The following is a 12,934-nucleotide window of genomic DNA, read 5'->3' as shown; positions in this document are numbered from 1 at the left end:
CGGGGCCTAGCTCTCGGTAGCGATTCGGGGCTCAGATCCAGAAGTCGCACTGATGGTCGGCCGCGTAGTCGACGTCACGGGTCGTGGCGGTGCCGAACTGGAGCACCCGGCTCGTGTCGGCGTCTGCCGCGGTGACGCCGGGACCTCCCGTGATCGTGGGTGTTCCGGTGTGTGCGAACGACGTCCAGTAGTCGATCATCTGATCGGCGATCTGTCGTTGGTGCGGTTCGGTGAGGAGATTCATACCGCCGAGGTCGAAGTAGTACGGGGTGTCGGTGGCATGGGCCGCCCCCTGCGGGATGGTGGTGATCTGGTTGACGTTCGGCGCGGTCTCGTCGGCGAACTCGTAGACGTGGGTCGGTGCGCGCACGCTCATCAGTCGCGCGCCTTCGAGCGTCGGGCACGACCAGACGGCGTCAGTGGTGACCGTCGACCAGGCGATGGGCGCACTCGGGAACCGGCTCAGCGGATACCTCGACAGCACCTCTGGCGCTCGTTGGCCGAACGCCGTGCGAATCAGAGCGGGGTAGGTCGCCGGAGTCACGGCATCCGGTTGGGCCGTGAGCAGGCCACCGACGAATGATCGCTGCTCATCATGGTTTCCGCCGGTGATCACGGGAATCCGATGCTGATCGCCACGCCTGATGACCTCCGCCGGATCGTCGGGAAGGAGGTCTGTTCCGAACGTCAGGTTGTCGGAGAACTCGTCGTTCTCACGGAGGAGTCGGCTGACGGGCAGTCGACGCAGACAGGCGACGGCGTCGTCGCCGACGCAGCCCAGGCGTCGGGCCGCGGCGACACTGGTCGACTGGTTGTCGGTGCGAGACGTGTACGGCGTGTGCGCGGGGACGCCGGGATAGAGGCCGCCGTCGGGCCAGCGCAGCATGCAGTTCCCGGATGCCATGACCGCCTTGTCGAACAGGCCTTCGGTGGTGGGCGACGTCAGCGCCGCACAGGCCGACATCGCGCCGGCCGACTCACCGAACACGGTCACATCGTCGGGGTCTCCGCCGAACGCCGACGCGTTGGACTGCACCCAGCGCAGACTCTCGATCTGATCGGCGAGACCGAAATCGCCTCCGCCCGTCATGCCCGGCATCCCCAGATAGCCGAAGATCCCCAACCGATAGTTGACCGTCACCACGATGACGTTCCCGCGGTCGGCGAGCCGTTGCGCGTCGTACGAACTTCCGGCTCCAGAGGTGTATCCGCCGCCGTGCCACCACACCATGACCGGCAGGTGCATGTCGGAATCGGTCTGATGGGGCGTCGTGACGTTGAGGGTCAGGCAGTCTTCGGACGGCTCGGGGTGGTCGCCGGGAACCGGCAGGCTCTGGGGGCATGGACTGCCCGCGCGGGTCGCGTCGACATCGGCGTCCGGTGCTGCCACCGCCCGCGGGAGCGACCAGCGGTGCTCTCCGGTCGGGGGTTCAGCGTAGGGGACGCCGAGAAACGTGCGACCGGTGTCCGTTGCGGATCCGTGCAGGTGACCGCTGGTGGTCGCCACGGTCGTGGAGGAGGGGTCCGCTTCCGGTCCGGGTGTCGTCGAGCACCCCGCGACGACGCACAGGGTCGCGAGGAGGACGAGGACGGGAAGTCGGGTCGTGGTCGTCGGGCTGAGGTTCGTCGGTGTCGGCCTCATGGCCACCAGTGTAGGGAAAAATTTCTCACATGTGGGAAATTCAGACGACGTCTCTCGGCTCGCACCGCTCGGCAGAGTCGAGATCCCCCGTCAGGTCCGGTGCGCCCGGGGAATCACCATCGGCGCGCCTGTCTCCGGGTCGGGGACGATGCGACACGATAGGTCGTACACGTCGGCGATCAGTTCTTCGGTGATGATCTCGGCCGGCGGACCGGCGGTGACGACGACGCCGTCTTTCATGACGATGAGATGGGAGGCGTAGCGCGCCGCCTGATTCAGATCGTGCAGCACGATGATGACCGTTCGCTTGAGATCTCGACGCAGTACCTCGAAGAGCTCGAGCAGCCCGTACTGGTGAGTGATGTCCAGGAAGGTCGTCGGTTCGTCGAGCAGCAGGATGGGTGTCTGCTGCGCGAGGACCATGGCTACCCATACCCGTTGCCGCTGTCCACCGGAGAGTTCGTCGACAAGGCGTCCGGACAGATCGGCGATGCCCGTGGCCTCCATCGCCTCATTGACGATGCCCTCGTCCGCCGACGACCAGCGGTCGAACAGGCTCTGGTGAGGATGTCGGCCGCGCGCGACGAGATCGGCCACCCGGATGCCCTCCGGGGCGATCGCGGTCTGCGGCAGCAGACCGAGCCTGGTCGCGAGTCGCTTGGTGGGGACGGCCGAGATCTGTTCGCCGTCCAGGAGGATGCTGCCGGAACGGTACGGAAGTATGCGGGCTATCGCCCGCAGCATGGTCGACTTTCCGCATGCGTTCGGCCCGATGACCGCGGTGTAACTGCCGGTGGGGACGGACAGGCTCAGGTCGTTGCAGACGATGCGGCGGTCGTAGCCGACTCGAACGTCCTCGAGCCGGATCGCCGGTTGAGCGGTTGCGATGTGTGTCATGTTCGCTTTCGGTATTCCGATGCCAGTAGCCAGACCAGGTATGCGCCTCCGACGCTGACCGTCACCACCCCGACGGGGTAGCCGAGCCGCTGGGCGAGGGTGTCGGAGGCGAGGAGAAGGAAGCCGCCCACCAGTGCGGCGGGAGCGAGCTCGAGACCGCTGCCGCCGGTGAGTCGGCGCGCGATCTGCGGCGCGGCCAGGGCGATGAATGAGATCGGTCCGGCCGCCGCGGTGACCAGGGCGGTCAGGGCCACACCGAGGATCACCGCGCTCGCCCGCACCCGGTTCGCACGGGTGCCCAGACCGCGTGCGGCGTCGTCGCCGAGCTCCAGTTGGCGCATCCCCGGTGCGATGGACGCGACAACGGGCAAGAGGACCAGGAGCAGAACGACCATCGGCCAGAGCTGAGCGTAGCCGAGGCCGTACAGGGATCCTGCGGCCCACACCGCTGTGAGCATCGCCGCGTCCACGTCCGAGGTCAGCATGAGGCCCGAGTTGAGGGAGCTCAGCAGCGCGCCGACACCGATCCCCATGATGATCAGCCGGAAAGGTCGGACGCTGCCGCGGCTCAACGAGAGCAGGTACACGATGGCGGCTGTGACGCAACCCCCGACGATCGCGGCCGCCGCCCGATCCAGGTAGCCCGTGGAGCCGACCACGAGCGTCGTCAACACCACGCCGGTGTACGAGCCGGTCGAGAAGCCGATGATGTCGGGCGAACCCAGCGGATTGCGGGTGAGGGACTGGAAGATGGCTCCGGAGACGGCCAGGGCGACGCCGCAGACGACGGCGAATAGGACCCGCGGCAGGCGCCACGTGACCACGACCAGCCGGGCCTTCGTATCGTCCGATCCCACCAACGCGCTGATCACCTGGACCGGAGACAGCTCGTACGTACCGATTCCGAGTGCGACGATCCCCAGCCCCAGGATGAGGACGGCCAGGACGGCGCAGACCACGAGGCTGCGGACGCCGACGAGGCCGGAGATTCGGCCGCGGCGGACGGCGACTGCCCGGTAGCCGTGGTCGATGGAGTGCGAGGCCTGTTGTCGTCGAGCGTTCACAGGGAGCTCACCGACCGGCGTCGGGCGAGCATGATGAGCACCGGGGCGCCGACGATCGCCGTCACGAGACCTACCCGCAGCTCTCCGCTGGGAAGGATGATGCGGCCGATGATGTCGGCGACCAGAAGCAGGATCGCAGACATCACGACGGTGAACGGAACGATCCATCGCTGGTCCGGTCCGACGAACCAGCGCACCGCGTGAGGGACCATCAGGCCCACGAATCCGATCGGTCCGGCCAACGCGGTCGCAGTCCCGGCGAGCAGGGTCACGGCGATCACGACCAGAATGCGAATCCGTCCGGTCTTCACGCCGAGGGTGACACCGAGGTCGTCGCCGAGAGCGAGCGCGTTGAGCGGTCGTGCGACGTACACGGCCAGCACCAGACCGAGGACGATCAGCGGACAGAAGAAGAGCACGGTGTCCAACGACCGGCCGCCGATCGCGCCGACGCCCCAGAACCGCATGTCGTCGAATGTCTCGCGGTTGGCCAGGACGATCGCGCTGGTCATGCCGCCGAGGACGGCGCTGAACGCCACCCCGGCCATCGTGAGCTTCACCGGTGTGGCCCCGCTTCTCCCCAGCGCGCCCAGAACGTATACGACGATGGTGCACGCGGCGGCTCCGGCCAACGCGAACCAGACATAGGCCAGCGGAGCGGTGAATCCCAACAGCCCGGTGGCGAGCGCCACCCCGAAGGTGGCTCCCGCGTTGACGCCCAGAACGCCGGGGTCGGCGAGCGGGTTGCGGGTGTACGCCTGGATCAGCGCCCCGCACACGCCCAATGCCGGTCCGACGATGAGACCGACCACCGTGCGGGGCACGCGCAGCTCGCGAACCATGACGTGCTCGTCGTTCCCGACGTCGAAGTTCGTGATCGCGGCCCAGATCGTGGAGGGTGCGATGTCCCGCGCACCGACGCAGACGCTGACGACGACGGTGATCCCGAGAACCACGACGGCGATCACCAGACCCAGCAGGCGTAACCGGTTAGTTGCAGCGACACCACGGGCGGTCTCGGGTCGCCGGCTCGCGGCCACCGGTGCGGTCACAGGCCGGCGACCTCATACAGCCGCTGCACGTCGTCGAAGATCTCCTCCGAGTCGCGTTCCTTGTCCGCCCACAACGCACGGATCCGGTCTCGGAACTCCGTGCCCAGTTCGTCGTAGCGGGCTCGCCACGCCTCCGCGTCGTCCTGCCAGTAGGCGATGCACTTGTAGTGACTCGCGGGCAGTCCGAGTCCGTGTCGGAGATGTTTCCGGATCGCCCTGTTCAGACGGCCCTCGGTCGCGACCCAGACATAGGTGTCGTCGCCGATGGTGAGGTGGCGCAGTGCGTCCTCGAGCTGGCTCGGCTTGTGTCCGTTACCGGTCCCGGACAACCACCGGTAGTCCACCCCCTCGACCTCGGCGGACACCCGGTGTTCTTCACCGCGGACCTCGAGCACCAGCGTGGTCGGCACTGTTGCGGCCGTGTGCTCGGCGATCCGCAGCGCCGCGGGCAGGCCCGGTTCGTCCGCCACCAGGATCTGGCGCCTCGTGGTCGGGGGCCGCTCGTACAGCGCGTACGGCGGGTTGATGCCGAGCACCTGTCCCGGACGTGCCTGAGACGCCCACGCGGCCGCGATACCGCCGTCGTGGACCACGAAGTCGACGGTGAGCGCGCCGGGCGAATGCCGTCGGATCGTGTACACCCGCGCCTGCGACTGCTCCACCCCGTCCGCGAACTCCCACCCTCGCCCGGAGATGTGAGGCAGTCCGGGGACCTTGTCGGGGTCCTCGGGAAAGAAGAACCGGACGTACTCGTCGCCGACCCCCGTGGTCGGGAAGTCGTTCAGGTCCGCACCGCCGAAGACGACGCGGATCATGCCGGGCGTCAGCCTCTGTGTCGACGTCACCTCCGCTCGGTGGATACGCGGTTCGTAGTGGTCGGGCAGGTCAGACATGGGAGAGTCGGTCCTTTCGAATGCGGGAGGTGCGGGGCGCGGCGAGGGAATGCGCGATGGGCTCAGCGGATGACGGCGCCGCCGTTGACGGCGCTCGACAGGTCGTCGAGAAAGCCCTGTTCGAGAACCCACGGGATACTCAGCACCGTGGGGGCACTGGTCGCCATCGCGAAGCCCTTGTCGTTCATGATGTAGTACGAACCCCGTGCGATCGGCGCCCAGCGGGACACGAGCGGATTCTGCAGGGTGGCTTCCGTCCGTCCCGCGCCGCCTTCCCACCCGATGAACACGTCTGTCTTGAGCGTGTCGAGCTTCTCCAGACTGATTCCGCCCGTGAACTCCTTGGTGCCCGCCGTCGCCGCCTCAAGACTCGGGCTGTCGACGAGACCGAATTCGTGGACGAACTGGACGCGCGGATCGTCTGCGACGTAGACGCCGAGCTCGGTTTCGCCCTCCCACAGGGTCACCCCGTAGATGAAGTCGGTGCCCTTCAGGTCCGGATGATCGGCGGCGGCGTCCGCGATGAGCTGCTCGGTCTCGCGGATCCGGGTCTCGGCCAGTTCCTTCTCTCCCATGGCGAGTCCGACGTTGCGGGTGAAGTCCTGCCACGGGGCGGAGAACCACGGGGTCTTCGCGTAGGGCACGGTGGGGGCGATCTCGCTCATCCGCTCGTACTGCACCTCGGTCATACCCGAATGCGGCGCGAGGATCAGGTCGGGTTCCAGCGTGAGGATCTGCTCGATGTCGAACTCGCCCTCCCCGTCGACCTCGATGATCTCGGGCAGCTCGGCGTGCAGCTCGTCGGTGACGTACTCGCTGAACCAGTCCGAGTATCCGTCGGCGCCCGAATAGTTCTTCGGAACTCCGACCGGCGCGACTCCGAGCGAGGCGACGGCGTCTTCGGCCATCCAGCCGAGGGTCACGATGCGTTCGGGTTTGCTCTCGATCGTGGTGCTGCCGTGTGCGTGCTCGATGGTCACGGGGAAGGCCGCATCCGACGACGCCGGTGCGCCGCCGGAGTCGTCTGTCGGATCGGCTGTGCTGCATCCTCCGAGGAGCAGGGCCGCTGCGGCGGCGAGAGCGGCGAGACGTGGGAGGCGGGGACGATGCATGGAGGTTCCTTCTGGAGGCGCAGAGATGCGACACGAGGTTAGGGATACCTAAAAGATCCTAGGAGGGGAGGCTGTCGGCTGGCCGACACATCCTGTCGTAGATCAGACACCTCGATCGTCGTCGCTCAGACACGGGTCGGCTGATAGTGCCGCGGCGGGCGACCCATCGTTCGGCCGAAGGCGGCACTGAAAGCGCTGGTCGTCGCGTAACCGACGCGTTTGGCGACTAGTCCCACCGGCATTCCGACGCCCAGGAGCTCGACCGCCGCGACCATGCGCACCCGGGTTCGCCACTGCGTGAAGGTCATACCGGTCTCCGCACGGAAGGCCCTGGCGATGGTTCGCGCACTCATGGACGTGCGCCACGCCCAGTCCTCCAACGAACTGTCGTCCGCGGGATCGGCCATGATCGCCTCGGCGAGAGTGCGGATTCGAGGATCCTCCGGTGTCGGAACCCGCACGGGAGGCTGCGCTTCGTCGGCGATCATCTCCAAGCACACCTGTTGAGCGCGGAGTCTGCGGTCGCGTTCCATTCCGGTGTGGGCCAGGTGCAGCAGCATCTCGCGCAGGGCGGTGTTCATGGTCACCGTATGCGGCTCGCCCGCCTCCGCTTCCACCGCGTGCGGATGGATGTGGGTGCAGCACACCAGGGCTGAGTTCGCTTCATTGACCGAGTGGAGGGTACCGGCCGGCAGCCAGGCTCCTTCTCCGAGAGAGAGGGGCCACAGCTCTCCGCTCACGGTGATCGTCGCCGAGCGGACGTCGGGCCACATGACGACGTGCTCGCTGTGGCGGTGAGGTCTGCTCGAACACCGGTGCTCGAGCGTGGGGTGCCACCAGACGCTCTCGCTGGTGGTCGTGAGCAGGAACCCTTCGGGGACTGCTCGTCCGCAGAGGTCGGGCTCCGGTCCTTCGATCGGCCGTTCGCTCACTCGTGCGGTCATGCATCCTCCACGCTATTCGGTAAGGGTCACCTTACTATCCGGTGGCGGGGCGAGATCACGCGTGTGTCCGATACACGACAGAAACGGTCCGCCCCGGGGAAGCCGCGGTACCTAGTGTTGCTGTTCATGCACACCACCCTCGAGCTTCCCGCGGCGGCCACTGTCGGCTCAATGCTCACGCTCGCTCTGGCACGAGACGGGCGGGGCCGACGCCTGGGCTTCGCGACTTTCGGCTACATCTTGCACCAGGCATGTGAGACGGCGATCCCGATACTCATCGGGGTCGTCGTCGACCTCGCCGTCGTCCGTCGCGACACCGCGGCGCTCGCGCTCTGGATCGGGGTGCTGGCCGCGGTATTCGTCGTGCTCTCGCTGAGCTATCAGTCCGCGGCGCTGGCGATGGTTCGCGTGTACGGACACGGCGAGCACGATCTTCGTCAGCTCGCCATCGGCCGGGTGCTGCATCCCCGCGGCCGCGCGGCCCGTCGAGGAACGGGGGAGGTGCTGTCGGTGGCCAGTTCGGACACGTACCGGGTCGCCGGCGTGGCGTGGAGCATCGCTCTGCAAGGTGCGACACTGGCGGCTCTGTCGACGGCAGGCATCGCATTGCTGGTGATCTCCGTTCCGCTCGGGATCGGCGTCTTCGTGGGAGCCCTCGCGGTCCTGTTCGGCATGCAGGTGCTCGCGCGGCCGTTGGAGAGAGTGGGTCTGGCCGAACAGTCCTCGGTCGCCGCTGCCAGCGAGGTCGCGACCGACGTGATGTCGGGACTGCGGATCGTGCGCGGCCTGGGCGCAGAAGACGAGGTGGTGCGGCGTTACCGTGTCGCGTCCGCGGGATCGATGCGGGGCGCCGTCGCGGCGGCACATCGGCTGCTGACCTATCAGGCGGTGAGTACGGCGGTCTCGGTCGTGTACCTGGGGGTGCTCACGTTCGCCGCGGCGTGGATGGCTCTACGCGGAGACATCACTCCGGGACAGTTGGTGACCGTCGTGGCTCTCGCGCAGTTCCTTCAGCGGGCGCTCGAGTACATCGGCACTTTCGGTGCCAACTGGGCTCATAAGCGGGCCTCGTCGCACCGCGTGCACGCGCTTCTGTCGGAGCCGTTCGTACTTCCCGCCGGGGACGCCGCGGTGCGCGAATCCGAGGCCGCGGCGTTGACCTGGACGACGGACTCCACTGTGGTGGAGACGATCACCGGGCGCCTGGTGGGTGTGCGGGTCAGCGGAGCGGCCATGGCGCGAGCGGTGTCCGCTCGGCTGTCGCTGCGCACTCTGCCTGGGTCAGGCGAGGTGAGCGTGTACGGAGTGGACGCGCTGGCGGCCGGGCCGGACGAGTATCGGACGGTGGTGGCGTCCCCGCCTCACGATGCGGCCGTGTTCACGGGCACCCTGCGCGAGAACGTCACCGGACTCGGGGACGAGGGCTGGGACGCGGAGGTGATCCGGGCGGTGGCGCTCGACGACGTCCTCGAACACGTGGGATCGCCCGACGCTCAAGTCGGCGAGAGAGGACGGCGGCTCTCCGGCGGACAGCGCCAGCGCGTGCTGCTCGCGCGCGCCCTGCACTCGCCGGCGGAGGTGGTGGTTCTCGACGAGCCCACGTCTGCGCTGGACCCGCTGACCGAACTGCACGTAGCCGAGGGCCTGCGCCGACTCGGTCGCACGATCGTGGTCGTGACGTCGAGCAGTCTCCTGCTGCACTCCTGTCACCGGGTCGTCGACCTGACCAGCTCAGAACTCGCACTCTCGAACGAGAGCCGTCAAGAGTCGTCGGCAGGAGTCGATCGATGACACCGAACTCCGAGGCCGGATCAGAGACCGGCGATCTGCCAGTCGCGGACGGCCGCGAGAGCTGGCGACATCTGGCTGCGCTCCTCCGGCGTCAGGCGGCCATGTTGACGGCGGCCACGGTGGTGTTGCTGCTCGGGTCCGCGACGTCGCTGCTCACTCCGATTCTGCTCGGCCAGATCGTCGACGAGGTCCTTGACGACGGGCAGCTCGTCGACGTGGCCGTTCGAGCCGGACTCGTCGCCGGGACCGGGGCCTTGTCGGCGGCTCTGCTGCTCGTGGGAGGACGGCTACTGGTCGTCTGCCTGCAACGGGCGCTCGCCGAGCTTCGGGAGGAGGTGTTCGCCGCCGCGGTGCGACTCGACCAGCGACTGGTGGAGGACGCAGGCACGTCGGACGTCGTCTCCCGCGTCACCGGGGACGTCGAGGCGATCACCCAGTCCGTGTCGAGCGTACTGCCCAGGTTCGTACAGGCTGCATTCGTGATCGTCCTGACGCTCGTGGGGCTGGTGGCGCTGGACCCGTGGTTGGCATTGGCGGCGTTGGTGGCCGTACCGGTCGAGGTGCTCACGACCATGCGCTTCTTGCGCCGATCCCGGCCGCTGTACCGTCGGCTGCGCCGAGAGGAGGCCGCGCGGGGACAGACGATCATCGAGAGCGTCCGCGGCTCCGACACGGTGGTGGCCGATCGGGCACACACCCAGCACCTGGCGCGGATCTCGCTGCGGAGCCTCACCGCGGTCGAGACACAGCGTGAGACGACGCAGGCCCGCAACCGATTCAACGGCGGCCTCAACCTGGGTGAGTTCTTAGGCCTGGCCGCGGTTCTGGCCGTGGGCTTCTGGCGCGTCGCGGATGCGGGCCTGACGGTGGGGGCCGTGACCGCCGCCGCGCTGTTCTTCCATCGACTGTTCGCCCCGATCGGCTCACTGCTGTCGAGTATCGACGACCTGCAGCGTGCCGCCGCGGGTCTCGGACGACTGGTGGGCGTGCTCCTCGTCGACCCGGACAGCGCGATCCGCAGGGAGGTCGCGGACGCCGGCATCAGCATTCGCTCGCTGACGTACAGGTATCGACCGGATGCCGACGACGTCCTCGACGAGATCTCCGTGGACGTGCCTGCGGGAGGCACCGCGGTACTCGTGGGCGCATCCGGTTCGGGCAAGTCCACCCTCGCGCAACTGATCGCGGGCGTACTCGTCCCACGATCGGGAGAAGTACTCATCGGAGGGGTGCCGGCCGCGGAGGCCTGGTGCGGCGACCGGCGCGCGGTTCTGTTGGTCACGCAGGACACCCATCTGTTCGCCGGCACGCTCGCAGACAACCTCCGGCTGGCCGATCCCGATGCCTCGGACACCGACCTGTGGTCGGCTCTGGACACGGTGGAGGCCGACTGGGCGCACCGACTCGAGGGGGGCCTGGACGCCGTCCTCGGGAACGACCTCGATGATGCTCGCATTCAACAGCTCGCCCTGGCCCGCGTGCTGCTGGCGGATCCGGCGGTCGTGGTGCTCGACGAGGCGACCGCACACGGTGGCGTGGACGGAGCTCTGGACGGGGCCGTGGACGCGGTGGTCCGGGGGCGGACCGCGGTCATCGTCGCCCACCGCTTCGCACACGCGGAGACGGCTGATCGCATCGTCGTGATGGAGCGCGGGCGCGTCGTCGAATGCGGGAGCCACGGGCACCTGGTGCGCCGAGAAGGCGGTGCGTACGCGCGTCTGCACGCTGCGACCCTCGGCAGATGATCGATTCCGATCCGCCCACGAGTTCGCGCCCGGCGGCACCCGGTCGTCGAGCCGTCCGGACGCGGTTCTCATCAGCGGATCACTCGGGAGATGCATCTGCCCGACTGGGCTGACACTCGTCCGTCCACGGTCACTCGCCTCGGTAGACGGGGAACTCGGCGTGCTCGCCGTAGTCCTTCTCCTCCAGGTCGGCCAGTGCCTCCATATCGGCCTCGGAGATCTCGAAGTCGACCCGGGCGTTGGGGCGCATGTGGTCGGGGTCGGCGGTCTTGGGCAGCGAGACCGCGCCGAGCTGGAGCGTGTAGCGGATGCACAGCTGCGGTACGGAGACGTCGTACCTCCTCGCGATGGCCGCGATGCGCGCGTTGCCCAGGATCTGACCGTGGGCGATGGGGGAGTACGCCTCGACCAGGACGTCCTTGCCCTGGCAATGGGCGATCAGATCGCGGGGCGTGTTACCCGCGTGGACGAGGATCTGATTGACGTGCGCCGCGACGGTGCCGTTCTCGAGGACGTCGTCCAACTCGTCCGGAAGGAAGTTCGAGACCCCGATCGCGCGGATCCTTCCCGCCTCATAGGCCTCCTCCAGCGCCTTCCACGCGGCACGGTTGCCGTCCGAGTAGTCGCCGCCGCGGAAGTCCTCCCAGGGTTGCGGCGCGTGGATCAGCATGAGATCGATGTAGTCGATGTCCAGCTCGGCCAGGGACCCGTCGATCGCGGCCACGGCCCGATCGTAGTCCTTGACCTCGGCGGCGAGCTTCGTGGAGACGAACAGCTCGTCGCGGGCCACGCCGGAGGCGCGGACGCCTTCGCCGACGCCGCGTTCGTTGCCGTAGGCCTGGGCGGTGTCGATGTTGCGGTAGCCGATCTCGATCGCGGCCCTCACCGCGTCGGCGGCGTCGCCGTCGTCGATGAACCAGGTACCGAGCCCCAGCTTCGGGATCTCGACGCCGTTGGACAGGGTGTAGGTCTCGTTCAGGATGCTCATGCGTTCGCCTCGTCGTCGTCGGCCAGCCGGCCGTACTCGTCGTCGGTGACCGGTTCCAGCCACTCGTTGCTGACGCCTTCGCCGGGCGTGATGAAAGCCAGATGGCTGAACCACGAGTCGGCCTTGGCTCCGTGCCAGTGTTTGGTACCGGCCGGGACCCGGACCGCGGTGCCGGGCGCCATGCTGACCGGCTTCTCACCCTCCGCCTGATACCAGCCGGAGCCCGCCGTGCACAGCAGGATCTGGTCACCACCGCCGTCGCTGCCGTGGTGGATGTGCCAGTTGTTGCGACAGCCGGGCTCGAAGGTGATGTTGTTGACCGGCACGCTTCCATCCGTGACGGGGGCGTTGTAGCTCTGGCCGACGAAGTACTGCGCGAAGGCGTCGTTCGTCCGACCGAGCGGGAAGATCTGTTCGAATGAGTGGTTGCTCATGTCTTTCATCCTTGTTCGTCTCTGGGGTCGCCAGGGGATCTCGGCGCCGGCACGACGGCCTGCGAGGCCGCGACCGGCGAGACCTGCGGGGACGTGCCGACGACGCTGCCCGCCACTCGCGAGTACATGCGGGACCGCAGCTGATCCATCTTCCCCAGCGCTGTCAGCGCCGAGATCGTGACCAGGCTCCGATCGCGTTTGGACAGACCGTCTCGCTCCCAGACCTCGTCGAAGAGGACTTTGTCGGTGTAGTGCACCATGCCGGGGGCGAAGTCTCCGAAGGCGTTCCGCCCGCCGGTCCACCCGCTCGTGCTCTCAGCGTCGTCGCTCATGACGGCTCCTGTTCTGCTCGGATCTATCGGACGCTTCTAT

The 12,934-nt window shown here is 67.8% G+C and carries 12 protein-coding genes; 2 read left to right on the top strand and 10 right to left on the bottom strand.

Features of this window, described 5'->3' with window-relative positions; translation table 11 throughout:
• Positions 1–31: 31 nt before the first annotated feature.
• From BKA16_RS20250 to BKA16_RS20220, 7 genes are all read right to left on the bottom strand, one after another.
• On the bottom strand, positions 32–1,642 hold the full coding sequence (locus BKA16_RS20250; protein WP_183372372.1) for a carboxylesterase/lipase family protein: 1,611 nt from the start codon (positions 1,640–1,642) through the stop codon (positions 32–34).
• Between the two features lie 90 nt (positions 1,643–1,732).
• Positions 1,733–2,539 carry an ABC transporter ATP-binding protein gene (locus tag BKA16_RS20245; RefSeq protein ID WP_183372371.1) on the bottom strand — a complete coding sequence of 269 codons (807 nt, stop codon included), beginning with the start codon at positions 2,537–2,539 and terminating at the stop codon, positions 1,733–1,735.
• On the bottom strand, positions 2,536–3,603 hold the full coding sequence (locus BKA16_RS20240) for a FecCD family ABC transporter permease (protein ID WP_343067543.1): 1,068 nt from the start codon (positions 3,601–3,603) through the stop codon (positions 2,536–2,538). Before BKA16_RS20240 ends, BKA16_RS20245 begins: the two co-directional genes overlap by 4 nt.
• Complete coding sequence (locus tag BKA16_RS20235; protein WP_183372370.1) at positions 3,600–4,655, bottom strand: iron chelate uptake ABC transporter family permease subunit; 1,056 nt, start codon at positions 4,653–4,655, stop codon at positions 3,600–3,602. The genes BKA16_RS20240 and BKA16_RS20235 overlap by 4 nt, the downstream gene beginning before the upstream one ends.
• The gene (locus BKA16_RS20230; protein WP_183372369.1) at positions 4,652–5,548 is read right to left on the bottom strand and encodes a siderophore-interacting protein; all 897 of its coding nucleotides are present in this window, start codon (positions 5,546–5,548) and stop codon (positions 4,652–4,654) included. Before BKA16_RS20230 ends, BKA16_RS20235 begins: the two co-directional genes overlap by 4 nt.
• Before the next feature lie 62 nt (positions 5,549–5,610).
• Positions 5,611–6,660 (bottom strand): iron-siderophore ABC transporter substrate-binding protein, encoded by a 1,050-nt coding sequence (locus tag BKA16_RS20225; RefSeq protein ID WP_183372368.1) that lies wholly within the window; start codon positions 6,658–6,660, stop codon positions 5,611–5,613.
• A 125-nt stretch (positions 6,661–6,785) separates the two neighbouring features.
• A complete protein-coding gene (locus tag BKA16_RS20220) occupies positions 6,786–7,604 on the bottom strand; it encodes a helix-turn-helix transcriptional regulator (protein WP_183372367.1) in 819 nt (272 codons plus the stop codon).
• Positions 7,605–7,730: 126 nt separating this feature from the next.
• On the opposite strand from BKA16_RS20220, the gene BKA16_RS20215 reads away from it, so the two are divergent.
• Positions 7,731–9,395 carry an ABC transporter transmembrane domain-containing protein gene (locus BKA16_RS20215; protein WP_183372366.1) on the top strand — a complete coding sequence of 555 codons (1,665 nt, stop codon included), beginning with the start codon at positions 7,731–7,733 and terminating at the stop codon, positions 9,393–9,395.
• Positions 9,392–11,140 carry an ABC transporter ATP-binding protein gene (locus tag BKA16_RS20210; RefSeq protein WP_183372365.1) on the top strand — a complete coding sequence of 583 codons (1,749 nt, stop codon included), beginning with the start codon at positions 9,392–9,394 and terminating at the stop codon, positions 11,138–11,140. Before BKA16_RS20215 ends, BKA16_RS20210 begins: the two co-directional genes overlap by 4 nt.
• Before the next feature lie 130 nt (positions 11,141–11,270).
• Here BKA16_RS20210 and BKA16_RS20205 read toward each other — a convergent pair whose 3' ends face one another.
• The 3 genes from BKA16_RS20205 to BKA16_RS20195 are packed head-to-tail and all read right to left on the bottom strand — an operon-like array spanning position 11,271 to position 12,894.
• On the bottom strand, positions 11,271–12,128 hold the full coding sequence (locus BKA16_RS20205; protein ID WP_183372364.1) for an aldo/keto reductase: 858 nt from the start codon (positions 12,126–12,128) through the stop codon (positions 11,271–11,273).
• On the bottom strand, positions 12,125–12,562 hold the full coding sequence (locus BKA16_RS20200) for a cupin domain-containing protein (protein ID WP_183372363.1): 438 nt from the start codon (positions 12,560–12,562) through the stop codon (positions 12,125–12,127). Before BKA16_RS20200 ends, BKA16_RS20205 begins: the two co-directional genes overlap by 4 nt.
• Before the next feature lie 5 nt (positions 12,563–12,567).
• Positions 12,568–12,894 (bottom strand): carboxymuconolactone decarboxylase family protein, encoded by a 327-nt coding sequence (locus BKA16_RS20195; protein ID WP_183372362.1) that lies wholly within the window; start codon positions 12,892–12,894, stop codon positions 12,568–12,570.
• Positions 12,895–12,934 lie beyond the last annotated feature (40 nt).

It is taken from the genome of Gordonia humi, assembly GCF_014197435.1.
In the GTDB taxonomy this organism is placed as follows: Bacteria; Actinomycetota; Actinomycetes; order Mycobacteriales; family Mycobacteriaceae; genus Gordonia; species Gordonia humi.
The sequence above is the reverse complement of the archived record's forward strand: the minus strand, read 5'-3'. Positions and strand labels throughout refer to the sequence as shown.

Coding starts and splice junctions, on each gene's coding strand:
- BKA16_RS20200 (WP_183372363.1), bottom strand. CDS start 12,562: ATGAGCAACCACTCATTCGAACAGATCTTCCCGCTCGGTCGGACGAAC.
- BKA16_RS20210 (WP_183372365.1), top strand. CDS start 9,392: ATGACACCGAACTCCGAGGCCGGATCAGAGACCGGCGATCTGCCAGTC.
- BKA16_RS20220 (WP_183372367.1), bottom strand. CDS start 7,604: ATGACCGCACGAGTGAGCGAACGGCCGATCGAAGGACCGGAGCCCGAC.
- BKA16_RS20205 (WP_183372364.1), bottom strand. CDS start 12,128: ATGAGCATCCTGAACGAGACCTACACCCTGTCCAACGGCGTCGAGATC.
- BKA16_RS20195 (WP_183372362.1), bottom strand. CDS start 12,894: ATGAGCGACGACGCTGAGAGCACGAGCGGGTGGACCGGCGGGCGGAAC.
- BKA16_RS20250 (WP_183372372.1), bottom strand. CDS start 1,642: ATGAGGCCGACACCGACGAACCTCAGCCCGACGACCACGACCCGACTT.
- BKA16_RS20215 (WP_183372366.1), top strand. CDS start 7,731: ATGCACACCACCCTCGAGCTTCCCGCGGCGGCCACTGTCGGCTCAATG.
- BKA16_RS20230 (WP_183372369.1), bottom strand. CDS start 5,548: ATGTCTGACCTGCCCGACCACTACGAACCGCGTATCCACCGAGCGGAG.
- BKA16_RS20245 (WP_183372371.1), bottom strand. CDS start 2,539: ATGACACACATCGCAACCGCTCAACCGGCGATCCGGCTCGAGGACGTT.
- BKA16_RS20225 (WP_183372368.1), bottom strand. CDS start 6,660: ATGCATCGTCCCCGCCTCCCACGTCTCGCCGCTCTCGCCGCCGCAGCG.